At 66.9% G+C, this 22,599-nt stretch carries 21 protein-coding genes; 12 read left to right on the forward strand and 9 right to left on the reverse strand.

What is annotated here, in order from left to right; genetic code table 11:
- From EJC49_RS21300 to EJC49_RS21325, 6 genes are all read left to right on the forward strand, one after another.
- Window positions 1-1,527: trimethylamine methyltransferase family protein (locus EJC49_RS21300; RefSeq protein ID WP_126701949.1), on the forward strand; the 1,527-nt coding region annotated here is incomplete at its 5' end.
- Window positions 1,528-1,812: 285 nt separating this feature from the next.
- Window positions 1,813-2,346: a cytochrome b gene (locus tag EJC49_RS21305; RefSeq protein WP_126701950.1), complete on the forward strand. Its 534-nt coding sequence runs from the start codon at window positions 1,813-1,815 to the stop codon at window positions 2,344-2,346.
- 77 nt (window positions 2,347-2,423) lie between these two features.
- Entirely contained in the window at window positions 2,424-3,155 is a 732-nt protein-coding gene (locus tag EJC49_RS21310; RefSeq protein WP_425358838.1) for a dienelactone hydrolase family protein, read from the forward strand.
- 31 nt (window positions 3,156-3,186) lie between these two features.
- Window positions 3,187-3,903 (forward strand): 4Fe-4S dicluster domain-containing protein, encoded by a 717-nt coding sequence (locus EJC49_RS21315; protein ID WP_126701952.1) that lies wholly within the window; start codon window positions 3,187-3,189, stop codon window positions 3,901-3,903.
- Between the two features lie 203 nt (window positions 3,904-4,106).
- Window positions 4,107-4,346, forward strand: coding sequence for a type II toxin-antitoxin system Phd/YefM family antitoxin (locus tag EJC49_RS21320; protein ID WP_126701953.1), 240 nt, complete (start codon window positions 4,107-4,109; stop codon window positions 4,344-4,346).
- 2 nt (window positions 4,347-4,348) lie between these two features.
- Complete coding sequence (locus EJC49_RS21325; protein WP_126701954.1) at window positions 4,349-4,801, forward strand: PIN domain-containing protein; 453 nt, start codon at window positions 4,349-4,351, stop codon at window positions 4,799-4,801.
- A gap of 102 nt (window positions 4,802-4,903) precedes the next feature.
- On the opposite strand, the gene EJC49_RS21330 is transcribed toward EJC49_RS21325, so the two are convergent.
- On the reverse strand, window positions 4,904-6,697 hold the full coding sequence (locus EJC49_RS21330) for an adenylate/guanylate cyclase domain-containing protein (RefSeq protein ID WP_126701955.1): 1,794 nt from the start codon (window positions 6,695-6,697) through the stop codon (window positions 4,904-4,906).
- A 283-nt stretch (window positions 6,698-6,980) separates the two neighbouring features.
- On the opposite strand from EJC49_RS21330, the gene EJC49_RS21335 reads away from it, so the two are divergent.
- From EJC49_RS21335 to EJC49_RS21345, 3 genes are all read left to right on the forward strand, one after another.
- A complete protein-coding gene (locus EJC49_RS21335; RefSeq protein ID WP_126701956.1) occupies window positions 6,981-7,544 on the forward strand; it encodes an RNA polymerase sigma factor in 564 nt (187 codons plus the stop codon).
- A 2-nt stretch (window positions 7,545-7,546) separates the two neighbouring features.
- Window positions 7,547-9,568, forward strand: a complete 2,022-nt coding sequence (locus tag EJC49_RS21340; RefSeq protein WP_425358837.1) for a vWA domain-containing protein — start codon at window positions 7,547-7,549, stop codon at window positions 9,566-9,568.
- Between the two features lie 238 nt (window positions 9,569-9,806).
- The gene (locus tag EJC49_RS21345; RefSeq protein ID WP_126701957.1) at window positions 9,807-10,718 is read left to right on the forward strand and encodes a helix-turn-helix domain-containing protein; all 912 of its coding nucleotides are present in this window, start codon (window positions 9,807-9,809) and stop codon (window positions 10,716-10,718) included.
- Between the two features lie 90 nt (window positions 10,719-10,808).
- On the opposite strand, the gene EJC49_RS21350 is transcribed toward EJC49_RS21345, so the two are convergent.
- From EJC49_RS21350 to EJC49_RS21370, 5 genes are all read right to left on the reverse strand, one after another.
- Window positions 10,809-11,258 (reverse strand): hypothetical protein, encoded by a 450-nt coding sequence (locus EJC49_RS21350; protein ID WP_126701958.1) that lies wholly within the window; start codon window positions 11,256-11,258, stop codon window positions 10,809-10,811.
- A 71-nt stretch (window positions 11,259-11,329) separates the two neighbouring features.
- Window positions 11,330-12,568: a hypothetical protein gene (locus EJC49_RS21355; protein WP_126701959.1), complete on the reverse strand. Its 1,239-nt coding sequence runs from the start codon at window positions 12,566-12,568 to the stop codon at window positions 11,330-11,332.
- Window positions 12,569-12,836: 268 nt separating this feature from the next.
- The gene (locus EJC49_RS21360) at window positions 12,837-13,610 is read right to left on the reverse strand and encodes a hypothetical protein (protein ID WP_126701960.1); all 774 of its coding nucleotides are present in this window, start codon (window positions 13,608-13,610) and stop codon (window positions 12,837-12,839) included.
- Between the two features lie 109 nt (window positions 13,611-13,719).
- Window positions 13,720-14,739 (reverse strand): betaine--homocysteine S-methyltransferase, encoded by a 1,020-nt coding sequence (gene bmt, locus EJC49_RS21365; RefSeq protein ID WP_126701961.1) that lies wholly within the window; start codon window positions 14,737-14,739, stop codon window positions 13,720-13,722.
- 60 nt (window positions 14,740-14,799) lie between these two features.
- The gene (locus tag EJC49_RS21370; protein ID WP_126701962.1) at window positions 14,800-15,645 is read right to left on the reverse strand and encodes a helix-turn-helix domain-containing protein; all 846 of its coding nucleotides are present in this window, start codon (window positions 15,643-15,645) and stop codon (window positions 14,800-14,802) included.
- A 152-nt stretch (window positions 15,646-15,797) separates the two neighbouring features.
- Between EJC49_RS21370 and EJC49_RS21375 the strand changes: the two genes are divergently transcribed.
- The 3 genes from EJC49_RS21375 to EJC49_RS25810 all read left to right on the forward strand — a co-directional run bounded on the left by EJC49_RS21375 (window position 15,798) and on the right by EJC49_RS25810 (window position 18,525).
- Window positions 15,798-16,808, forward strand: a complete 1,011-nt coding sequence (locus EJC49_RS21375) for a fatty acid desaturase (RefSeq protein ID WP_126701995.1) — start codon at window positions 15,798-15,800, stop codon at window positions 16,806-16,808.
- Window positions 16,809-16,867: 59 nt separating this feature from the next.
- The gene (locus tag EJC49_RS26245) at window positions 16,868-18,196 is read left to right on the forward strand and encodes a PhnD/SsuA/transferrin family substrate-binding protein (RefSeq protein WP_342635372.1); all 1,329 of its coding nucleotides are present in this window, start codon (window positions 16,868-16,870) and stop codon (window positions 18,194-18,196) included.
- A gap of 188 nt (window positions 18,197-18,384) precedes the next feature.
- Window positions 18,385-18,525, forward strand: coding sequence for a hypothetical protein (locus tag EJC49_RS25810; RefSeq protein WP_170314818.1), 141 nt, complete (start codon window positions 18,385-18,387; stop codon window positions 18,523-18,525).
- 38 nt (window positions 18,526-18,563) lie between these two features.
- Here the strand turns inward: EJC49_RS25810 and EJC49_RS21385 are convergent, their stop codons facing one another.
- The 3 genes from EJC49_RS21385 to EJC49_RS21395 all read right to left on the reverse strand — a co-directional run bounded on the left by EJC49_RS21385 (window position 18,564) and on the right by EJC49_RS21395 (window position 22,593).
- The gene (locus EJC49_RS21385; RefSeq protein ID WP_126701963.1) at window positions 18,564-19,400 is read right to left on the reverse strand and encodes an NYN domain-containing protein; all 837 of its coding nucleotides are present in this window, start codon (window positions 19,398-19,400) and stop codon (window positions 18,564-18,566) included.
- A gap of 134 nt (window positions 19,401-19,534) precedes the next feature.
- Complete coding sequence (locus EJC49_RS21390) at window positions 19,535-22,108, reverse strand: GcvT family protein (protein WP_126701964.1); 2,574 nt, start codon at window positions 22,106-22,108, stop codon at window positions 19,535-19,537.
- Window positions 22,105-22,593 carry an endonuclease domain-containing protein gene (locus EJC49_RS21395; RefSeq protein WP_126701965.1) on the reverse strand — a complete coding sequence of 163 codons (489 nt, stop codon included), beginning with the start codon at window positions 22,591-22,593 and terminating at the stop codon, window positions 22,105-22,107. The genes EJC49_RS21390 and EJC49_RS21395 overlap by 4 nt, the downstream gene beginning before the upstream one ends.
- Between the last annotated feature and the right edge of the window lie 6 nt (window positions 22,594-22,599).

Raw genomic sequence — 22,599 nt, forward strand, 5'->3', positions numbered from 1 at the left:
GGGCGTGGCGATCGCGGCGGCGCGTCGGCGCGGCGTGCGGCGCGGTCCGGCGGCGGCCCGGGCCTGCAACAGCCCTACATCCAGCGCAACATCAAGGTCTACGAGGTGCTCGACGAGGAAGGCCTGTCGATCATCGAGGCCAATGCCGACACCGTGCTCGAAGAGATCGGCATCGAGTTTCGCGACGACGCGGAAGCCCTGCAGATGTGGCGCGACGCGGGCGCCGACGTCCGCGGCGAGCGGGTTCACTTCCCGAAGGGCCTGCCGCGCTCGCTCTTGAAGACCGCGCCGTCCGTCTTCACCCAGCATGCCCGCAATCCGGAACGGTCCGTCCAGATCGGCGGCGACGCCACCGTCTTCGCGCCGGTCTACGGCCCGCCCTTCGTGCGCGACCTCGACGGCAACCGCCGCTATGCCACCATCGAGGATTTCCGCAACTTCGTGAAGCTCACCTACATGGCGCCGTCGCTGCACCATTCGGGCGGTACGGTGTGCGAGCCGGTCGACGTGCCGGTCAACAAGCGCCATCTCGACATGATCGCAGCCCACATGACGCTGTCGGACAAGCCCTTCATGGGCTCCGTCACAGCGCCGGAGCGGGCCGAGGACACGGTGGCGATGGCGAAGATCCTGTTCGGCGACAGGTTCGTCGAGGAAAACACCGTCATCATCAACCTGATCAACGCCAATTCGCCGATGGTCTTCGACGAGACCATGCTGGGCGCGGCCAAGGTCTATGCCCGCAACAACCAGGCCACCATCATCACACCCTTCATCCTGGCCGGCGCCATGAGCCCGGTCACGGTCGCCGGCACGCTGACGCAGGTTCTGGCCGAAGTGCTGGCCGGTGCGGCCTTCACCCAGCTCGTGCGGCCCGGCGCGCCGGTGCTGTTCGGCACCTTCGCCTCGTCCATCTCCATGCAGTCGGGCGCGCCGACCTTCGGCACGCCGGAGCCGACGCTGGTGTCCTATGGCGCTGGCCAGCTGGCGCGGCGGCTGGGCTTGCCCTTCCGCACCGGCGGCTCGCTCTGCGCCTCCAAGATCCCCGACGCGCAGGCCGCTTACGAGAGCGCCAACACGCTGACCTCCACCCTGCTCGCCGGCACCAACTTCGTGCTCCACGCCGCCGGCTGGCTCGAGGGCGGGCTGGCCTCCTGCTACGAGAAGTTCATGATGGACATCGACCAGCTCGGCATGCAGCAAAAGCTCGCGGCCGGCGTCGACCTGTCGGAGAACGGCCAGGCGATGGACGCCATCCGCGAGGTCGGCCCCGGCAGCCACTATCTCGGCTGCTCGCACACCCAGGCCAATTTCCAGTCGGCCTTCTACCGCTCGTCGATCGCCGACAACAATTCCTACGAGCAGTGGCAGGCCGAGGGCGAGAAGCGCGCCGAGACCCGCGCCAACGAACTCGCCCGGCGCTGGCTGGAGACCTACGAGGCGCCGCCGCTCGACGAGGGCATCGCCGAGGGCCTGCGCGACTTCATCGCGGCCAGGAAGCAGTCCATGCCAGACGCCTTCACTTGAAGCGAGCCCGATACAGGCCGGGCTAAAGTGGCCGACATCATTCACAAGGAAGTCTGGAGAAGCGCCTTCTCCGGACCGAAGAAACCGCGCGCGACGTAGCGCGCGGCGGAGGTCCCGCCACGCCCCTGACGGAGCTTTCGTGGCGCCCGGGATGCCGATCCTGCGCGACTTTACAGAACTTTACCTTGCGCAACATTGCTCGGCTTGTTTTCGATCAAGGCCTGATCCTAACCTCCAGGAGATCGTGACGCCCACGTCACGGAGCGGTTTCGAAAAGGTCTCGTCATGTCCGCAAACGTTGCCCCGGGTGTCGCCGCCCGTCCCACCAGCTATTCCTCCGCCCAGATCATGCTGCACTGGGTGATGGCGGCGATGATCGTCTTCCAGGTCGTCATGGGCGAGAACATCGGTCCGGCCTGGCTGGCGTTCCGGGACGGAACGACACCGGCCGAGGCCGACCTTTTCGCCGCCAACGTCCATGTCGCCGTCGGCATGGGCGTCTTCGCGCTCGCCGTGATCCGGATCTTCCTGCGCGTCACCCACGGGGCGCCGCCGCTGCCTGCGGGCCAGAGCCGGCTGCAGACCACGATCGCGCATGCGGTCCATGCGATCCTCTATCTCGTCATCGTCGCCATGCCGATCAGCGGTGCGATCGCCTGGTTCGGCGGCGTCGAGATCGCCGGCACGGTCCACCATTTCGCCAAGCCGGTGATCGTCATCGCGGTGGCGCTGCACGTCGTCGGCGCGCTGGTGCAGCATTTCGTCAAGAAGACCGACGTGCTCAGGCGAATGATCCGCCCCGAGCGCCACGCCGCCTGAGACGCCCGAGACTTGCGACCGACCGCACCGCAATGCGACAAGGCTCCGGAGCATACCAGCCCGGAGCCTTTGCCGTGATCAAGCGCACGATCGACATCGCCACCGCCGACGGCACCTGCCGGGCCGGCCTCTTCCAGCCGGAAGAGCCGGCAAAGGCCGCCGTCATCCTGTTCATGGACATATTCGGCCTGCGCCCGGCGCTCGATGCCATGGCCGGGCGGCTCGTTTCGGCCGGATACGCCGTGCTGCTGCCGGACCTGTTCTTCCGCTTCGGCGACAAGCCGCAGTTCGACACTAGGACGGCCTTTGCCGACGAGGCCACCAAGGCGCGGCTGTTTTCCATGCTGCGCGAGACCACGCAGGCCATGACCATCGCCGACACCGGCGCCTTCCTCGAGGCGCTCTCGGCCGAAGGTCATGCCGGCCCGGTCAGCGTTTCCGGCTACTGCATGGGCGGCGCCCGCGCGCTCAACGTGGCTGCGGCCTTTCCCGGCCGCATCGCGGCGGCGGCGAGCTTTCACGGCGGCAATCTCGCCACCGACGCCGAGGACAGCCCGCACCGGCGCGCCGCCGAAATGAAGGCGCGCATCTATGTCGGTGCGGCCGGCGTCGACGGCTCGTTCCCGCCCGAGCAGGCGGGCAGGCTGGCCGAAGCGCTGCGCGCCGCCGAAGTCGACCACGTCATCGAGAATTATGCCGGCACCAGACACGGCTGGTGCGTGCCCGATCATTCCGTCTTCGACGAGGCGGGCGCCGAACGTCACTGGACGCGTCTGGTCACCCTCTTCGACGAGACGCTGGTGCATTGATCCCGGGTCGGGGCGGGGGGACTGCAAGCGGATGGGTACGATCGATTTCGACGGCCTTGCCGCAGCGCTCGCCGTCCACGGGCTGATCCCGCGCGGCGGGATCGATTTTGCCAAGGGCGAAACCGCGCCGCCCGGGCCGTCGGGCGCGTCGGCCCGCGCCGTCCTCCTCGTCGGCCATGCGGGATCCTCGATCTGGCCGCATTTCCAGGCCTGGCGGGCGACGCAGCCGGCCGGCCTCGCCGATCCGCTCGATGCCTGGTCGCGGCAGGTCATCGGCGCCGTGGCGGTGCGCTTCGGCGCCCGTGCGGTCTCGCCCTCCGACCAGCCCTGGCTGCCCTTCCAGGCCTGGGCGATGCGCGCGGAAGGCCTGCGCCCGTCGCCGCTCGGCCTGCTCATGCACCCGGTGTGGGGGCTCTGGCACGCCTTTCGCGGCGCGCTCCTGTTCGACAACGCGCTGGAACGCCCCCGCAATCCTGATTCGTTGCATCATCCCTGCGACGCATGTATCGGAAAACCTTGCCTGAAGGCCTGTCCTGTGGCCGCGCATGCCGGAGGCGGCTTCGACTATCCGGCCTGTCTGGGGCATGTGCGGTCCCCGTCTGGCTCGGCCTGCGCTTCGGGCGGCTGCCTCGACCGTCGGGCCTGTCCGGTGGGAACCGAGTATCGCTATGAACCCGCTCAGCAGGCCTTCCACATGGCGGCGTTCGCCTCGCCATCCATCGCATCCGCCCCGACCAGCGGCGGTTGATCGCAGTCGCGCGCGACGGCGCCATTTTTGCTGGCGGGCAACAGAGGGTTCATCGCCCTTCGAGCCTTTGCATGGGCGGAGCCTGTGTTTGGCTCCCGCGACGAAGGCCCGACACGGCATGCCTATGGCTCGAACCGACGGCGCCTTGCCACGCGGCGCCTTCGCCCCTAATGTAGTGTTTCTCACTACTTTGGAGACTGCACATGGATGAGACCGTTTCGGCAGCTGATGCCAATCGTCGGTTTTCGCGCATCCTGCAGGGCGTGCAGAAGGGAAACACCTACGTCGTCACCAGCCATGGCAGGCCGCTCGCCCGCATTCTTCCGGTCGAGGCCGACGATGGCGCGAAGGCTGCGGCCCGGTCGACCCTGCTGACGCGCCTGGCCAGGCAGCCGGTGGTGGACGCAGGACGCTGGTCGCGCGACGAACTATACGAGGACTGAGCGTGAAGGCGGCCCTCGACACCAATGTGCTCGTTTATGCAGAGGGTCTGAACGACGTCGAGAAGCGCGACCTGGCGCTCGATCTGCTTCGACGCATGCCGCAGGCCTCGACCGTCATTCCCGCCCAGGTCCTTGGCGAGCTTTTCAACGTCCTGTTGCGCAAGGCCGGTCGGAAGCCGGCCGACGTGCGGGCGGCTATCCTCGGCTGGCGCGATGCCTTTCAGGTCGCACCGACCACCGCAGACACGATGGCGAAGGCGATGGACCTCGCAACCGATCACAGGCTCGGAATCTGGGATGCGGTCGTCCTGACCGTCGCTTCACAGGCCGGCTGCCGGGTGCTGCTGTCGGAAGACATGCAGGCGGGTTTCACATGGGGCGGCGTAACGGTCGTGAACCCGTTCGCCGACGAGAAGCACGACCTGCTCGTGGCCCTGCTCGGCGAAGGATCCTGACACGCTCTAGCAATGTTACGGCAAATGTCGGCCGGAACGCCGGCGAGGCGACCAGCGGGTCGGCCTCCACAGCCGGCCCGAGGTCGCGCCGCGACGACAGCCTCAGTGCGTCGGCAGTCCGGCTTTCGCCAGCCCGTCCAGCACGCGCTCCCAGTCGGCGGGATCCTTGTAGGGCAGAATGCGCGACCGGTGCTCGAGCGAATAGTGCGGATTGACGATGAAGACTTCGTCCCAGAGCCGCTTCGCCTCCGCCTTGTCGCCGAGATGGCCGAGCGTCGAGGCGAGCAGAACGCGGGCGATGTCGGTCTCGGGAGTCTTGGCGATGCGCTCGCGCAACAGCGGCTCGGCCCGCTCGTACTCGCCCTTCATGAAATACGCATGGGCCATGAAATAGAGCCACATGTCGGGAAAGCGCGGATTGAGCCGGAACGCCTTCTCCAGCGATTCGATCGCGAGATCCGGCTCGTGCATGTAGACCAGCATGTTGCCGCGCGTGACGTGTGTCTCCGCGTCGCCTGGCGCCAGTTCGACCGCCTTGGCGAGCACGGCGCAAGCGTCCTCCATCCGGCGTTCCCACAACAGCGCCACCGCCAGCGCGCGGTGGGCGAGCGCGTCGTCTGGCCCGAGTTCCAGCGCTTTCTCCGCCGTGCGGCGCGCCAGTTCCAGCGTGGCCTGCGGGTCGGCGCTCCAGTTGTTCACGTAGGCGAGGATGTGGGCGAAGGCGAGACCCGAGCGGGGGAAGGTGAGGTAGGGATCGAGTTCGATCGCCCGCTCGAACATCCTCGTCGCCTCCTGCTGCCGCTCCTTGGTGGCGCTGAAGATCAGGTCCCGTCCCCGCAGGGTCAGGTCGTAGGCCTCGATGTTCGGCTGGTGGCGCTGCGACAGCCGATCCTTTTCGCCGAGCTTCAGGTGCACCTTCAGCTCGTTCACGATCGTCAGGGTGATCTCGTCCTGGATGGCGAAGATGTCCTCCAGCACGCGGTCGTAGCGTTCGGCCCAGACATGGCCGCCGGTCGCTCCGTCGATCAACTGAGCGGTGATGCGCACGCGGTTGCCGGCACGGCGCACGCTGCCTTCGAGCACGTGGCGCACGCCGAGTTCGCGCGCCACCTGCTTCACGTCGACGGCGCGGCCCTTGTAGGTGAAGGAGGAGTTGCGCGCGATGACCAGCAGCGACGAGATCTTCGACAGGTCGGTGATGATGTCTTCGGTGATGCCGTCGGAAAAATAGTCCTGCTCCGCGTCGCCGCTCATGTTGTCGAAGGGCAGGACGGCGATCGAGGCGCTTTCGACCTGTTCGACCGCCATCGGAAACCACGCGCGCGGCTCGTCGTCGATGCGGATCGAGAAGGTGCGCACCGGCTCGGCGATGTTCTTGACGTTGCGCAGGCCGCGATCCTCGAAGTCGAGGTCGAGCTTGTCCTTCACCTGGTCGTGCACGGTGCCGGAAATGCAGATGCCGCCATCCTGCGCTATGCCTTCGATGCGGGCGGCGACGTTGACGCCGTCGCCGAAGAGATCGTCGCCTTCGACCACCACGTCGCCGACATTGATGCCGACGCGCAACGTCAGATAGCCGGGCGTCTCGGTCAGGCGGTTGCTGTCCTTGATGGCGCGCTGCACGTCGACGGCGTACTGCACGGCGTCGACGGCGCTGTGGAACTCCGCGATCATGCCGTCGCCGGTCGATTTCACCATGCGTCCGCTATATTCGGCGAGCTTCGGGTCCAGCAGCTCCGAACGAAGCCGGCGCAGCCGTTCCAGCGTCAACGCCTCGTCCGAATGCATCAGCCGCGAATAGCCCACGACGTCCGTCACGAGAATGGCCGCCAGCCGCCGCTGGGTGCGGGCCGGCGATCCGCGGACGGGGGAGGTGGGAGAGGCTGTGTCGTTCATGGATTGCGGGTCGCTCGCGTACCGTGCCGAACATGCCGGCAAACCGAATGCCGAGCAACGAGTGTCGGCAGGCGACTCAGCCCCCCGGCACGCTCCTCGGTCTGCCCCTATGTGGCCTTCGAGCCGTCAAAGAACAAGGGTCGCCGCCCCCTTCATCCGCTCACGCCGATGTGACCATCTTGCTACACGGCCGGCAGCGAAGGCATGCGGCTCGGGCGTCGACGCCTAAAAAAATCGTGCCCCGGACCCAAGGAATGGCAAACTGGCCACGTCACAATGACAAATGAAGGCGATGGCGGCACGGACCGAAGCAAAGGACGACGACCTCGTGGCGCTGGCGCGCCGCGGTGACCGCGATGCGTTCTCGACGCTGGTCGCGCGCCACTATGATTTCGTCTTCCGCGTCGCCTGGCGCTGGTGTGGACGCCGCACCGACGCCGAGGACATCGCCCAGGAGGTCTGCGTGCGGCTCGGCAAGGCGATCCAGGGCTTTCGCGGCGAAGGACGCTTCACCACCTGGCTCTACCAGCTGACGCTCAATGCCGCGCGCGACCATGGGCGCCGCTTGGCGCGCGAGGCAACCAGGGTGGCGGCCTACGGCGTTCATGCCCTGTCGGCAGCAGCCGTCGTCGAGCCGGAACCGGAAGACGCGGCGGAGGCGCTGTGGGAGGCCGTGCGGCAACTGCCGCCCAAGCAATGCGAAGCGGTGCTGCTCGTCTATGGCGAGGGGCTCAGCCACGATGCCGCCTCCGACGTCATGGGATGCGCGGAAGCGACGGTGTCGTGGCACATCCACGAGGCCAGGAAACGGCTGAAGGCGCTGATGCGCCCGGTCCGGGAAGAGTGATCATGCCCAGGGACGAACTCGACATCCTGCGCGACCAGCGCGCCCCGAGCCCGGACGAGGCGGCGCGCCGGCGCGCGCTGTCGGCGGCCATGACGGCCTTCGACGAAAAAAATGCGTCCGCGCCCCAAGGATCGGCGAAGCCGCAGCGTCCCAGCACCAGACCAACGTCGTTCTGGAGCAGGATCATGGACCGCAGATTTCTATCCACACCCGCCATCGCCAGCATCCTGGCGCTGCCCGCGGCCGGCTATGCCGCCTACATCCTGGTCAACGAGAACCCCTTCGGCCGGCAGAGCCCCTTCGTCGACAGTCGGCTCGAAGAAGGTGCGGCGCCGAAGGCGGTCACCTCTGAACCGGCCGCTGCGCCGCCGGTCGCCGAACGCGAGGACCCGTCCCGCGACATGGCCTCGGGCGGGGAGGCGACTGAAACCTTGCGGTCCTTCGATCCGGTGCCGATGGCGGTGGCGCCGCTTGCCGAGGCTCCGGCGCGGTTGATGACGCGCCAGGCCGTCCCGGGCGACCGCACCGCGAGCCAGCCGCGGCCGTCGGCGATCCTGCCGGCGCCGGCCGATCCGATGCCGGCCATCGAGGACAACCGCGACCGCATCCAGGGCTTCGACACCAATCCCGTTCGCTCGGCGCTGGAAAACCCGGTCTCGACCTTCTCGATCGACGTCGACACCGCGTCCTATGCCTTCGTGCGGTCCTCGCTCAAGCGCGGCGTGCTGCCGCGCGCCGACACCGTGCGCGTCGAGGAAATGGTCAACTACTTCCCCTACGACTGGGCGGGTCCACAGGATGCCGCGACGCCGTTCAACACCACCGTCAGCGTCATGCCGACGCCGTGGAATGACCATACGAAGCTGATGCACGTCGCCATCAAGGGCTTCGACATTCCGCCCGCCGCGAACCCGGCCTCCAACCTGGTCTTCCTGATCGACACGTCCGGCTCGATGAACCAGCCCGACAAGCTGCCGCTGCTGAAGAACGCCTTCCACCTCCTGGTCGACCGGCTGTCGGAAAACGACACCGTCTCCATCGTCACCTATGCCGGCAGCGCCGGCACGGTCCTGGAACCGACGAAGGGATCCGAGAAGGACAAGATCCGCGCCGCTCTCGACCGGCTCGAGGCGGGCGGCTCGACGGCCGGTGAGGCGGGCCTGCGCCAGGCCTACCGGCTCGCGGAGCAGAGCTTCGTCGAGGGTGGGGTCAACCGGGTGATGCTGGCCACCGACGGCGACTTCAATGTCGGCCAGGCGTCGGACGAAGACCTGAAGCGGCTGATCGTCTCGCGGCGCGACAGCGGCGTCTTCCTGTCGGTCTTCGGCTTCGGCCAGGGCAATTACAACGACCAGATGATGCAGGCGATCGCCCAGAACGGCAACGGCACGGCCGCCTACATCGACACGCTCGCCGAAGCCGAAAAGACGCTGGTGCAGGAGGCGTCGTCGACGCTCTTCCCGATCGCCAAGGATGTGAAGATCCAGGTCGAGTTCAATCCGGAGACGATCTCCGAATACCGGTTGATCGGCTACGAGACCCGCGCCTTGAACCGGGAAGACTTCAACAACGACCGCGTCGATGCCGGCGACATCGGCTCTGGACATTCGGTCACCGCCATCTACGAGATCACGCCCAGGGGCAGCCCGGCGCAGGTGATCGACGATCTGCGCTATGGCGAGGCGAAGACGGACAATGCCACCGGCATCGCCCATGGCGACGAGTATGCCTTCGTGAAGATCCGCTACAAGCTGCCCGACGAGGACGTCTCGAAGCTGATCGAGACGCCGGTCACGCCGGCGGGCGAGATCGCCTCCTTCGAGGCCGCGAGCCAGGACCAGCGCTTCTCCGTCGCCGTCGCCGCCTTCGGGCAGAAGCTCCGGGGCGCCGACCAGACGGCCGGCTTCGGCTACGACAGGATCCTCGAAATCGCCACCGCCGCCCGCGGCGCCGACCCGTACGGCTATCGTGCGGAGTTCCTCCAGCTCGTGCGCCTCGCCTCGGCGCTCGACGCAAGGCGGTAGTGGCGGTCCGGACACCGTGTCGGCCGAGGCAGGGCGGGGGCGCCCGGGTGCCGAGGTCGGACACGGTGTCCACTTGCCGGTGGGCCGCCGTTTTTTTTACACCAAATCGTGTCTGTCGCGTGTTCGGCTGCGCCGTTGACGATCCGGCGTCGCGGACCCTAGCTTCCGAATGTCAGATCCCCGACCGTTGCCTAGGATCGCAGGCGATGGTCTGGGATTGCAGGTCCGATGAGGCAGGATGCGGTACGCCTTTCGTGAAATCCCGTCGCAGGCCCGCATCATGCTGCCGGCGGTCCAGCAGGCACAGTCCAGCGGCGTGATCGGCGTGGAAGAGGGGTGGGACGTCGCTTTCGTCATGTGGCGCGCGCCCGTGGGTTTCGATGTCTCGGTCCCGGCCGTCGACCACGTCACGATCAGCATACTCGACGAAGGGCCGGCCTTCATGCGCATGGACGGTCCCTGGCGGGGCCGCTCGGGCGGAAAGGAGGCGGATGCGTTCCTGCTCTATCCGGGCGGCTATGACCGTCGATGGATCGCCCCGGGAGACACGACCGGGAGGCACCATTATCTTGACCTCGGCCTCATCGCGGAAGCCGCGCGCGAACTGGGCCGGACCGACGAGCCCGACCTGCGCGAGGACCGTGTCTTCGCCCATGACGCCGAATTGCGCCTGATGCTCGACCAGTATGTGCGCCGGGGCATTGATCCGGTGTCCCGACCCTCGTCCGTGGAAATGGATCTCCGGGCTCTTCTGATCGCCATGCGCCTCGTCGGCTTTCATGCCGCCGGATCGGGGGGCATCGCTGCCCCGCGCGTCGGCGCCCTCTCGCCCCGACGCCTGCGCATGGTGGTGGATGCCGTCGAGGCGTGGATCGACGAGGAGGTGTCGCTCGACCGGCTCGCCTCCGTCGCCGGGCTCGGCAAGTATCACTTCGCAACGGCGTTCCGCCAGGCCACGGGGTTGACGCCGCATCGCTTCGTGACCCTGCGGCGCATCGACCGTGCCAAGGCCGCGCTCGCCGGGCGGGAGTCCATCACGACCATCGCGCTTGCCTGCGGCTTTGCCTCGCACCAGCATTTCACCACCGCCTTCCGGCGCGAGACGGGCACGACCCCGTCGGAATGGCGTCGCCAGTTCGCCCGGGCCTGACGCTGTCAGAACGTGACGATCTGACGTCCCTCGTCGAGCAGGGCGCGCAGCGATGCGTGACCCTTGTCGTCGACCATGCGGCGCGAGGCCTCAGGCGCCATAGCGGCGGGTGAATCCCTTGAGTGACACGGACTGGTCCATCCGCATGATTCCGGCGTCCTCGATGGTCACATGTGCCTCGAGCCCACGCTTGAAGCCGACGAGCAGGCTCTGCGCCGACGGGTGATCGGGACCGATCACCACCTCGCACCTGCTCGCGTTGCCGTCGGGAAAACGGCATTCCTCGTCGGCGAAGACATGGTCGAGCGCCAGTGTCGGGGCGCGGTCGATCCGCACGGTGATGCGCGAACCGGCCACGCCGGTCAGTTCCGTGCGCAGCGTCACGGTCGGCCCGGCGGCGCTCCGCTCGAAGGTTAAAGCGACGTGGCGCATGCCGGGCTCACCGATTTCGATCGTGACGGGATCGGCGATGGCAGGGGAAGGACCGGTGGCGACGGCGATGACGCTCATGGCGCAAACGGCAAGCTGGACGGGAAGCATGGGTTTTCCTTTCGTCGAATTCTCGGAATGGGAAGGGATCCGGGCCGGGGGGAGGCCCGGATCCCGCTACCTCAGTTGATGCGGTAGACAACCGGGCAGTTGACGAGGAAGCCGACAGCTCTCGGCGCGCCGCCGGCAATCGATTCGACGATCCCCTTTGCGCCGGCATTCTCGATGTCGATGGCGTTGGTCAGTTTCGTCCGCCAGCCCCTCTCGATCGCCTCCTCGGTCCAGAGAACGGGAAACAGGCGCCAGATCGGGCTGTAGTCGAGATTGATCGTCGGCACGCCGCCAAGAACGTTGAGCGGTCCATGGCCGCCATCCGAGAGCGCGGAGTTGATGCCCTGCCGGAACGGGTGCTCGCTCCCGGTCGGACCGTTGATGAAGACATAGATCCGCTCAGCCGATTCGCCGGGCGCTGCGTCTTCGAGCGCGAATGGCATGTCGTCGAGCGCAGGGGTCAGGATGGCGCCTTCCAGCGCCGCGACGGCGGGGTCGTTCGCCTCCGTCGACAGGTAGAAGATCGGCTTGCCGAAGGTGTAGCCCAGCGTCATCTGCAAGGTCACGGTCCCGTCGCGCGGGCAGATCGCCACGACCTTGTCGTGCACCACCGCCCTGTCCACCATGCCGTCGCACATGGCGTCGAGCGTCTCTTCCGACGCGTTGAAGGCCACCATTGGCATGTTGAAAACGGCGTTCTTGCCGTTCTCGAACTGCACCAGCGGCGAGTAGTCGGCATCGCCTATCGCGCCCGGCTGCACGGCCTTGGGCGGGAAGAAGTTGGGGGCATCTCCTGGCGTGATCGAGTGGACGGGAGAAAAATCGACCGCACCCGACGCGAACACGAAGCTGCCGTCCTTCTCGATCCGGGCGCTTCTCGTCGCCTTTCCGATCAGCCCGTAGGCGAGCTTGGCCGAATAGTTGATGCCGTGCAGGTGGGCCAGGTTCTCGTCCGTGACGTCGGTGATCACCGACCAGACGAGTTCTCCCGACTCCAGTCGTCCTTTGCGCAGCGGCAGCGTCATGGTGCCCTTCTCGAGGTCTATATGGGCGGACTTCATGAACAGCACCGGGCCGAGAAAGCTCGGGTTCACTTCTGACGGGGACGGCTGGGCGACGATGAGGTGCTCGTCGGGAAAGATCGAGCCGGGCGCCGGGCGCGCCTCGTGCAAGGGCGCTCCCTCCGTGCCGCGCACGATCACCTCGGCCGATGATTGAGCCGCGAAGGCTGGAAGGAGCAGCAGGGCGGAGACGGCGGCGCCCCCGGCTCGGCCGACCGACCGGCCCATTCGAACAAATCTCGAAAACATCTGGTATCCTCTCTCGCTACGGGCCGCAGACGGGTTCCTGCGGCTGGATCGAGAGTGGCCCTTGTTCGGGGCGCGGGCTTCCACATCCTTGCGGTCGAAGCAACGTTCGATTGTAAGCGCCGAGCGCGTCGGAAGGGCGAGCATGGCCGGCTGATGACCGATCGCGGTCAAACCGGATCGATCGCGATCGGATTCCGTTTCCGCCGGTCGATCGCCCGGTGTGTACGTCCGGACCGCTCAACCTGGGAGCTCAGCATCCAGACAGACCCTATGCCGGTCGCCAGACGTAGCTTCGGCAGGCGAAAAGCATGAGAAGATAGAGGCAGGCCGGCGGAGCGGCGAAGATGAGCCCGAGCGGCCACAGGTTCGCGCCGGCGAGAAAGGCGGGAACGGTGTAGAAGATCACCGGTCCCATCCCCAGCAAGGGCAGGGCGGCGGCCAGCCGCCAGAAGCCGTGCCATCTGCTCAGGGAGCGCACCTGAAGATAGAGGTATCCGGGAAAGGCGCCGAAGATCGCAAGTGCGATGAGCAGTCCGGCGACGTCGAAGCCCTCGTCGGGCTCGCTGGACATTGCCGCCTCGATGCGCCTGTTCTCCTCCGCGCGCAGTGCATCGACCCAGCCGGGTGCTGGCTGGCGTCGTCCGCCGTCCGTCCACCGGAGTCTGGCCCGTATCGACCGCGTCTCGATCGGCACGAAGCCTGCATCATAGGCCGTGACGCGGATTTCATCGACCACGGCCGGTTTGTAGAACGCGACCCAGACGAGGGCCGAGCCGTTGCCGGCCGGATGCACGGCCGAAGCATTCATCTTCTGGCCGACGTCCACCGGGACGCCCTCGCGGTAGGCCCGTGCCTGGAAGCGGAGGGGGACGTCGCTCCGGTAGTCGATCTCGATCCAGAGCGGCTCGTCCCGCGCCAGCGTCGCGTCGAGGAACGGCCATGTGCGGGCGTCCGAGAAAGTCACGGAAGGCGACGCCATGACGGCGTTGGTCGCCGTCATGGTCAGGAACAGGACCAGGCATGCGAAAAGAATGCGCGGCATGCGAACTCTCCGGAAACGGTGCGGAAGCTACCACGCACGTGCAAAGGCGGGCTTTGCGGGATCGTTCGAATTTGATGGATCGGCGCGAGCGCAGGGCCGCGGCGCGTCCTCAGCCCCGCGCGCGGCGTCGCTCGCGCCGGCCTTCGCCACCGCTGGCTGCACCGCTCTCGCTGGCGATCTTGTTGCGCAGCGGCCCGATCCGCGTCACCACGTCCTCGACCGTCGGGCGCGCGCCCTTGTGGTGGCTGTCGAGCGCCTTGCGCATGGCGGCCAGATGCGAAAACGAGGTGCCGCAGCAGCCGCCGATTATCTTCGCGCCGCCGTCCACCGCCAGCCGGACATAGTCGGCCATCAGTTCCGGCGTGCCGGAATAGTGGATCTCGGTCCCGCGGAACTCCGGGATGCCGCAATTGCCCTTGACGATGAGCGTGGCCTCGGGCCGCGCATCCGCCATGTCGAACAGCGACGACAGGATGTCGGAGGCGCCGACGCCGCAATTGGCGCCGATGCCGACCGGAGCCTGCGAGAGACCCTCCGCCACGCCGTGGATGTCCTTTGGCGCCAGCCCCATCATCGTGCGGCCGGCGGTGTCGAAGGACGCGGTGACGGTGTAGGGAAGGCCGACACGGATGGCCGCCTCGGCGGCGGCGCGGATTTCCTCCGGCGACGACATGGTCTCGATCCAGGCGACGTCGGCGCCGCCGGCCTTGAGCCCCTCCATCTGCTCGGCGAAGGCATCCACCGCCTCGCCATAGGTCATGGCGCCGAGCGGTTCCAGCAGTTCGCCCGTCGGGCCGACGGAGCCGGCCACGATCACGGGTCGTCCAGCGCCATCGGCCACTTCGCGGGCGATTTCGGCAGCGCGGCGGTTCAGCTCGAACACGCGGTCCTGGGCATGATGCAGCTTCAACCGGTGACGGGTGCCGCCGAAGGAGTTGGTCAGGATGATGTCGGCGCCGGCGTCGACGAAGCCCCGGTGCAGCGCGACGATCTTTTCAGGCGCGGTCTCGTTCCACAGTTCAGGCGCGTCGCCTGACTCGAGCCCCATCGCAAACAGGTTGGTCCCCGTGGCGCCGTCGGCCAGAAGGACGCCCTTTTCGGCAAGGAGCGCGTCGATGGGATTGGTCATGGGGTGCTATCCGAACAAGGTGAATACCAGATAAGTATATAAAGAAATCTTTATATCGCGTCAACGGACGCTGCGTTCCATGTCTGCCGCGTGGGACGCGGCTTCGTGAGCATTGACGACGGCGCCCCGGATCAGATTGTCGAAATGGCGTGTCAGCGCCCGGATCGCGGCGGTGGAGTTGAGCACGAGGTAGACGTCGCCCGCATAGATCGCAGCCCGGTAGGGCCCAAAGATCGTGTAGGGCAGGGAATAGCGCTGCCGCCCGTCATAGAGGTAAAGCCGCACGGCGGGATAGAGTTCGTCGAGCAGCCCGGCCATGTGGCGCAGTTGCGCGCGCCGCGCTTCGGCGGGAAAGCCGGCCCAAACGCCCATGCCGGCGGCGAAGATCTCGAGCGCATGACGCGGCATGCAGATCTCCATGTCGGTCTCGGGCCGGCGCGTGTAGTCGATCCGGTACTGCGTCTCGCCTGCCTGCACCTCGCGGCTGCGCAGCGATACGTCGGACTCGAAGTCGATCAGCGCCTCGGTGCGCAGCAGGTCGGGAATTCCCGCCGGCACGTAGCGGATCTTGGTGCCGGCCGCTTCCGAATGCCATCGCGCGAGCGGCGTTCCGTCGTAGCCGCCGGTCGCTTCCTCCATTTCGAAGGTCTCGCGCATCTCGCCCGTCAGCCCCTCGTCATGGCTCAGGCCCATGAGCCAGTCGAGCGAGACGCGGTGCTCGGCGGCGATGTTCAGCAGAGTTTCCGCGCGCGGCAGCCGGGCAGAGGCACCGGACAGCAACTGAGACAGGGCGGAACGATCGATCCCGACATTCGCGGCAAAGGACGACTGATTCTGCCCCGAACGGGCGAGCAGCACCCGAAGCCGCTCCCGAAACAGATCCGAAAGGTCACGCTTGTCGACCATGTCTGCCGTTCTGCTCACAAAACGCAACAACTGCGGTGCAAGTGGCGCAATGTCAACGTATTGTGCGCAAATTCACATTGTCCGGCACCCCCGCTCCTGACAACATCCCGTCAGCATCACGCCAACGTGATTCCGGAGAAAACTTGACAGTCATGAAAGGCAGTGAGCGAGGCGGGGGCCTCCTGCGGATCGAATGGCCAACGGTGGCCCTGATCGTGGCCTGTTATGGTGCCTGGTTGGCGCTGGGACTTTGGGTCTGGCCGGACTGGCCATTGGTGGCGCTCGCTGGCATGGGAATCGTGCTCGCGCTCCAGTCGTCGCTCATGCACGAGGCCTGCCACGGCCACCCGACGCGCTCGCCCCGGCTGAACGAACTGCTCGTCGCGCTTCCGGTCGGTCTCGTCTGGCCTTACCGCCGCTTCAAGGCGGTGCATCTGCGCCACCATGCCGACGACCGGCTGACCGATCCTTTCGACGATCCCGAAAGCTACTACCGCGCTCTCTGGCAGCACGAGCAGTTGCCCCGGGCGATGAAGACGCTGCTGGCCGTCAACAACACGCTGGTCGGGCGCATGCTGCTCAATCCTTGGCTCGGCTCGCTCGGCTTCCTGATCTCGGACGCACGCGCAATGCTGCATGGCGACCGCGTCATAGGCAGGGCCTGGGTGCTCCACGGGATCGGCCTGGCCATCGTGTTGCCGGTCATCCATGTCGGTTTCGGGATGCCCCTCTGGCTCTATGTGCTCGGTCCCGTCTGGCTCGGCCAGGCGCTGATCTCGGTGCGCACCTATGCCGAGCACCAATGGTCGGAGCGGCCGGACGGCCGTACGCTGATCGTCGAGCGTTCGCCGCTGTCGTTCCTGTTCCTCAACAACAACCTCCATCTCGTGCACCACAAGATGCCCAATGTCGCATGGTACCGGTTGCCCGCGCTGTTCGCCGAGCGCCGTGACGAGTGGGTCAAGATGAACGGCGGTTACGTGTTCCCGAACTACCGCGCACTCTTCGCGGCCTTCGCGTTCCGCGCCAAGGAACCGGTGGCGCATCCCGTGCTGCGCCGCGCGGCGGAACCGGGCCGCGCGTTCCGCCCTCGCATCCGGGCAGGAGGCCTCACCGGCTTTGCCGGCAGCGCGCCGGTTCCCACCGAACCGCCGAAGGATTGAGCGGTTGCCGGCTCGCCGCGTGACGCCGGCTGCCGCGGTGCCTTGCCAGGGGCGGGCGGATGGGGCGTGATGTCGCGATGAGCCCCTTCATCGCCGCCCTTCCCATGTATGACTGGCCGGAGGTCCGCGCCGAGGTCGATGCGCAATGGTCGGCGATGCGCGACCGGTTGCGGGCGGCCGGCGTCGACGCGCCCGAAACGCTTTGCCGCCGCAACGCCGACATGCCGGCCGTGCCGGGCGGTATCCGCGATCTGGACGGCCGTCTGCTCGCGCCCGATCCCGCGACGCTGCCGCCCGATGAACTCGACCTGCCGACGCTGTGGCGGCATCCGGACCTGCTCCTGGCCCAGACCTGCTGGGGGCCGATGAACGCGACCTTCCTTCGCGATCGCGTGCTGGTGATTGGACAGCCGGATTATTCGGATGTGCCCGGGGGAGCCGACGTTTCCTATTCCAGCGCCATCCTCATGCGTGCCGGCGATCCAGGCGCGCCTGAACGCGATGTCGCCCCGGGGCCGGGCGGAGAATCGCTCTTGCCGCTCGACCTGATGCGAGGCCGGAGGTTCGCCTTCAACGAAAAGCACTCGATGTCTGGCTGGCTGGCGCTGGCGGATGACCTGCGCGAAGCGGGCGAAGACCTCGCGTTGCTTGGCCCTCTCGTTGCGACAGGCGGGCACCGCGCCTCCATGCAGGCCGTCGCGGCGGGCCATGCGGACCTCTGCGCGGTGGACTGCAGGAGCCTGGCGCTGGCGCGCCGGTTCGAGCAGGCCGCCGCGGGCTTGCGCGTGGTCGGCTGGACCCGGCGCCGGCTGGGGCTGCCCTACATCTGCGCGCGTCGGGTCGCGCACCTTGCCCCGGCGATCCGCGCGGCGCTTCGGCCTCCCATGGATATCGAAAGCCTTCGCCGACGGCTGATCTCGAGCGGTATCGCCGACGTGTCGAGCCTTGGCGGCTGCTCCGAGACCGAGATCGCGGCGATCGAGGAACGATACGGTCCCTTGCCCGCATCCTACCGCTCGATCCTTGCCTTGATCGGCCGCCGCGCCGGTTGCCTCGTCGATGCCCGCGAGATCGACTTCTTCGCCGACCGCCTCGACGCGGTGAACGAAAGCGTCGCCGAAGCGGTCGCGGAAGCCGACGAAGACGAGCAGATCACACCACCGCCGCCCGGCGCCTTCTTCATCTCGGCCCGCTATCTGGAGTACCAGTCCTGCCTGCTGGCCAACGGCGCGGCGGATTCGTCGGTCTGGACCTACAACGAGGACATGACCCGGCTCGAAAAGGTCCACGATAGCGTCTGGGACTGGGTCATGGGCTTCGTCGCCGATGCCGAACTCTGGATCGGCATGGGAACGCGGGGCCGCAAGTCCGGCCAGCCCGCGTCGTAGCGTAGGGCCTCGACCGGCGGGGCGTTCGCGAACCGCGAGCGCCCTCGCATGACCGCACGACATCGTGAGGACACGCTGCCGCAGTTGACGCGGGCGTTCCGGTGCTTACCTAATCTTCACGAATGACACACACTGTCATGGAACGGGACGGACGAGGCGGCGTTGCCTCATCCAAAGGAGATGTCGCCATGGTCGATCAGGGTTTCTGGCTTCTCGCACTCGTGGGCTCGTCGATCGCGCTCGTGGCGATCGTTGCACACACCATTTCCCAGCAAAACCGGCCGCGTCCGGTGCCGGTCCGTATCCGCAAGGATCGCCATCGGGGCTGACCAGACGCCGGTTCTTTCTCCGACGCTGTCCCCACGGCTCAATCCTGCTTCGTGCCGGGCTTTGCCTTGGCGGATCTTCTGCCACGCGACGTGCCCTTCGCCGCCGGTTTTGCGGTGTCCTGCTCCGTTGCCGCCTGTTCCGCCACGCGAGGAACGGGCCGCATGACGAGCGACGTACCCGGCCCCGGCTTCACCTCATAGGCGCCGGTCTTGCGGACGAGGTCCGACAGCTTGCGAAATCCGTACGATCGTGGATCGAAGTCGGGATAGCGGTTCACCAGCTGCGTGCCGACGCCGCCGAGATGCACCCAGCCGTCGGCGCTCTCCATTTCCGCCAGGACCCGCCGGATCAGTGGAACGGCGTTGCTCGGCGGCTGCAACGTCCCCGACGGACGCTCGTCGCTGGCCTCGGAACTGTCCGCGGCCGCGCCTGGCAGAAGGTTTTCGGTATAGATGAAGCGCCGGCAGGCCTGGCGGAAGCTTTCCGGCGTCTTCTGCTCGCCGAAGCCGAACACGTCGATCCCTTGTTCGCGGATGCGCGAGGCGAGCCGCGTGAAATCGCTGTCGGACGACACGAGGCAGAAGCCGTCGAAACGGCCGGAATGCAGCAGGTCCATCGCGTCGATGACGAGCGTGATGTCGGAGGCGTTCTTGCCGGTCGTGTAGGCGAACTGCTGGTGCGGCACGATCGCATGCTTCGCCAGCACGTCGATCCAGGCCTTCGACCGGCTGCTGGAGAAATCACCATAGATGCGGCGCACGCTGGCCTCGCCGATCTTGGCGATCTCCTCGAAGAGACCGCCGGCGATCTTGGCGGAGGCATTGTCGGCGTCGATGAGGACGGCGAGGCGAGGGGAGCGGTCGAGGGCAGCCATGGCGTTTCCGATCGTCGGTTCCTGCCGGATGTCACCCCGGCGCGCATGCGGGCATGCGAGGGCCCGGCGACGCCGGGCGGGATCGGCCACTTCATCGCAGAAGGGGCCGACCGCCGCAATCGTCTATGGCGCGATCATCCCCGCATCTTCTCGCCCGACGGGTCGAACAGCGGCTCGACGTTGATGCGCGCGGGGCAGCGCCGGCCGAGGATCTCGATCTCGAACAGGCCCTCTCTCTCGTCGGTCGACAGCGCGGCCGGCACGTAGCCCTGCGCCATCGACTTGTCGATGTAGTGGGCGTAGCCGCCCGACGTCACCCAGCCGACGACGCGCCATTCGCCGTCGCGGATACCGCGGATCGAGGATGCGCCATAGTCCGCCTCGGAACGGGTCGCCACCTGCCCGTCCTTGCCGTAGCGCTTCGGACCGTGGCCGTCCGGACCCGACACCGTGCCATGGTCGGTGTCGCCGACCCTGGCCCAGATCGGCTCGTCGCCCATCACGTCGGCGTCGACCGCCTCGACCACTAGCGACACGCGGCGCAGCTTCGGTCCGTCGGCCTTCTCCTTCGCCGCCGCCTCGCGGCCGATGAAGTCGTTCTTCTCCAGCTTGACGAAGCGGTCCATGCCGCCCTCGAAGGGGCCGTAGATGGGGCGCAACTCGCGGTACCAGGTCGGAAAATTCTTCTCGAGCCGCATCGAGAGCAGCGCCCGCATGCCGAAGTCGACGATGCCGAACTCGGCGCCGGCCTCCTTGATGGCCGCGTAGACGAGGCGCTCATAGGCAGGCTGCATCCAGATCTCGTAGCCCAGATCGCCTGTATAGGTGATGCGGTTGACCATGCAGGGCGCGCCGCCGACCGCCATCTCGCGGAAATCCATGAAGCGGAACGCCGCGCTCGACACGTCGACGTCGACGAGCTTGGCCAGCAGCGCCTGGCTCTTCGGCCCGGCGATCGACAACCCGACCAGCGTCTGGTCGAAGCGGTGGATGCGGACGGACCCGTCCGCGGGCAGGTGCTGCTCGAACCAGCGCATGTGGTATTTCTGCGCCGACGACGACCCCCAGATCATGAACTTTTCGTCGCCGGTCTTGGCGATCGTGAAGTCGCCGATCAGCTTGCCGTTCTCGTTCAGCATGGGGGTGAGCACGATGCGGCCGGTCTTGGGCATGCGGTTGGTCATCAGCCGGTTGAGGAATGCCTCCGCGCCGGCACCCGCCACCTCGTATTTGGCGAAGTTGGCGATTTCGGTCACGCCGACGCGCTCGCGTGTCGCGCGAACTTCTGCCCCCACATGCTCGAAATCATTGGAGCGGTGAAAGGAGACGATGTCCTTCGGCTCGGTGCCTTCCGGTGCGAACCAGAGCGGCGTCTCCAGCCCCCATGAATCTCCCATCACGGCGTTCTGCGCCACCATGGTGTCGTAGAGCGGCGTCGTCTGCGCCGGGCGGGCGGCCGGAAGCTCCTCGTTGGGGAAGCGGATCGAGAAGCGGCGCGAATAGTTCTCGCGCACCTTGGCGTTGGTATAGCGCAGCCCGGCCCATTCGCCGAAGCGCGCCACGTCCATGCCCCAGAGGTCGAAGCCCGGATCGCCGTTCACCATCCAGTTCGACAGCGCCAGCCCGACACCGCCGCCCTGGGAAAAGCCCGCCATGACCGCGCAGGCCGACCAGAAATTGGTCAGGCCCTGCACGGGCCCGACCAGCGGGTTGCCGTCGGGCGCGAACGTGAAGGGTCCGTTGATGATCTGCTTGATACCGGCCTTCTCGATTGCCGGGAAGTGACGGAAGCCGACCTCCAGCGACGGCGCGATGCGATCGATGTCGGGCTGTAGCAGCTCGTGGCCGAAGTCCCAAGGCGTATTGACCGGCGACCAGGGCTTGCAGGCTTTCTCATAGGTGCCGAGCAGCATGCCCTGCCGCTCCTGGCGCGTGTAGATCTCGCCCTTGAAGTCGATGACGTGGCAGAGCTCGCGGCCGCTCGAGGCGTTGTATTCCATGACCTCGGGCATGTCCTCGGTCAGCAGGTACATGTGCTCCATGGCCAGCACCGGAAGCTCGACGCCGACCATCCGGCCGATTTCGCGCGCCCACAACCCGCCCGCGTTGACGACGTGCTCGCATTTCACGGTGCCGTTGACGGTGACGACGTTCCAGGTTCCGTCCGGCTCCTGCGTCAGCTCCTTCACCGGGTTGCGCAGCACGATCTCGGCGCCGAGCATCTTGGCGGCCTTGGCATAGGCGTGCGTGGTCCCGGAGGGGTCGAGATGACCCTCGATCGGGTCCCACAGCGCGCCGACGAAATTGCTCTCGTCCATGATCGGGAACATCGCCTTGGCCTCGGACGGCGTGACGAGTTCCGTGTCCATGCCGAGATAGCGGCACTTGGCGTGGACGAGGCGCAGGAAGTCCATGCGCTCGGGCGTGTCGGCCATCTGGAAGCCGCCTACGAGATGCAGCCCGCAGGCCTGGCCGGTCAGTTTCTCCAGCTCCTCGTAGAGCGAGATCGTGTAGGCTTGCAGCTTGGCGACGTTGGGATCGCCGTTCAGCGTGTGGAAGCCGCCGGCCGCATGCCAGGTCGAGCCGGAGGTCAGCTCCGAGCGCTCGATCAGCATGATGTCGGTCCAGCCGGCCTTGGCCAGGTGATAGAGCACCGAACAGCCGACGACGCCGCCACCGATGACGACTGCCTTGACGTGGGATTTCATGGGGTGGGTTCCGTGCGTGAACGAGTTGAGTGGGAAGGTGGGCTCTTTGCGTGGGCAAAGCGAAAATCTGTGGCGACGACGTCCTTTGCGAGGCGGCCGTCCGGAGCAGCAAGGATGGTATCGCAGATAGCCGTGCGATGCTTCAGGACGTCGTGGTTCCAGACGCGCAGCGTCGACCAGCCCAGTGCGTGAAAATGCTCGTCGCGCCGGCGGTCACGCGCACTGCCGGCGTGCTGCGACCCGTCGACCTCGACGACGAGCTTCTGCTTGCGGCAGGCGAAGTCGGCGAAATAGGGGCCGATCGGGAACTGGCGCGTGAACCTGAAGCCGCCGAGCCTGCCGTTCTTCAGCTCAAGCCAGAGCGTTCCTTCAGCGCTGTTTTCGACCCACCGGAGAGCACGGGCGCGCTCGGTCGTGCCTGCCTTTCGACGGCTGCGGGAGGTGTCACCGCGCAGCGGTGACGGAGAGGGGGCCTTCTTATCCACGTTGCC

The organism is Aquibium carbonis, assembly GCF_003970795.1.
Lineage (GTDB): Bacteria > Pseudomonadota > Alphaproteobacteria > Rhizobiales > Rhizobiaceae > Aquibium > Aquibium carbonis.

Coding starts and splice junctions, on each gene's coding strand:
- EJC49_RS21355 (WP_126701959.1), bottom strand. CDS start 12,568: ATGTTTTCGAGATTTGTTCGAATGGGCCGGTCGGTCGGCCGAGCCGGG.
- EJC49_RS21385 (WP_126701963.1), bottom strand. CDS start 19,400: ATGGCTGCCCTCGACCGCTCCCCTCGCCTCGCCGTCCTCATCGACGCC.
- EJC49_RS21370 (WP_126701962.1), bottom strand. CDS start 15,645: ATGGTCGACAAGCGTGACCTTTCGGATCTGTTTCGGGAGCGGCTTCGG.
- EJC49_RS21345 (WP_126701957.1), top strand. CDS start 9,807: ATGCGGTACGCCTTTCGTGAAATCCCGTCGCAGGCCCGCATCATGCTG.
- EJC49_RS21305 (WP_126701950.1), top strand. CDS start 1,813: ATGTCCGCAAACGTTGCCCCGGGTGTCGCCGCCCGTCCCACCAGCTAT.
- EJC49_RS21320 (WP_126701953.1), top strand. CDS start 4,107: ATGGATGAGACCGTTTCGGCAGCTGATGCCAATCGTCGGTTTTCGCGC.
- bmt (WP_126701961.1), bottom strand. CDS start 14,739: ATGACCAATCCCATCGACGCGCTCCTTGCCGAAAAGGGCGTCCTTCTG.
- EJC49_RS21390 (WP_126701964.1), bottom strand. CDS start 22,108: ATGAAATCCCACGTCAAGGCAGTCGTCATCGGTGGCGGCGTCGTCGGC.
- EJC49_RS26245 (WP_342635372.1), top strand. CDS start 16,868: ATGGGGCGTGATGTCGCGATGAGCCCCTTCATCGCCGCCCTTCCCATG.
- EJC49_RS21350 (WP_126701958.1), bottom strand. CDS start 11,258: ATGCTTCCCGTCCAGCTTGCCGTTTGCGCCATGAGCGTCATCGCCGTC.
- EJC49_RS21360 (WP_126701960.1), bottom strand. CDS start 13,610: ATGCCGCGCATTCTTTTCGCATGCCTGGTCCTGTTCCTGACCATGACG.
- EJC49_RS21335 (WP_126701956.1), top strand. CDS start 6,981: ATGAAGGCGATGGCGGCACGGACCGAAGCAAAGGACGACGACCTCGTG.
- EJC49_RS21315 (WP_126701952.1), top strand. CDS start 3,187: ATGGGTACGATCGATTTCGACGGCCTTGCCGCAGCGCTCGCCGTCCAC.
- EJC49_RS25810 (WP_170314818.1), top strand. CDS start 18,385: ATGGTCGATCAGGGTTTCTGGCTTCTCGCACTCGTGGGCTCGTCGATC.
- EJC49_RS21375 (WP_126701995.1), top strand. CDS start 15,798: ATGAAAGGCAGTGAGCGAGGCGGGGGCCTCCTGCGGATCGAATGGCCA.
- EJC49_RS21330 (WP_126701955.1), bottom strand. CDS start 6,697: ATGAACGACACAGCCTCTCCCACCTCCCCCGTCCGCGGATCGCCGGCC.
- EJC49_RS21340 (WP_425358837.1), top strand. CDS start 7,547: ATGCCCAGGGACGAACTCGACATCCTGCGCGACCAGCGCGCCCCGAGC.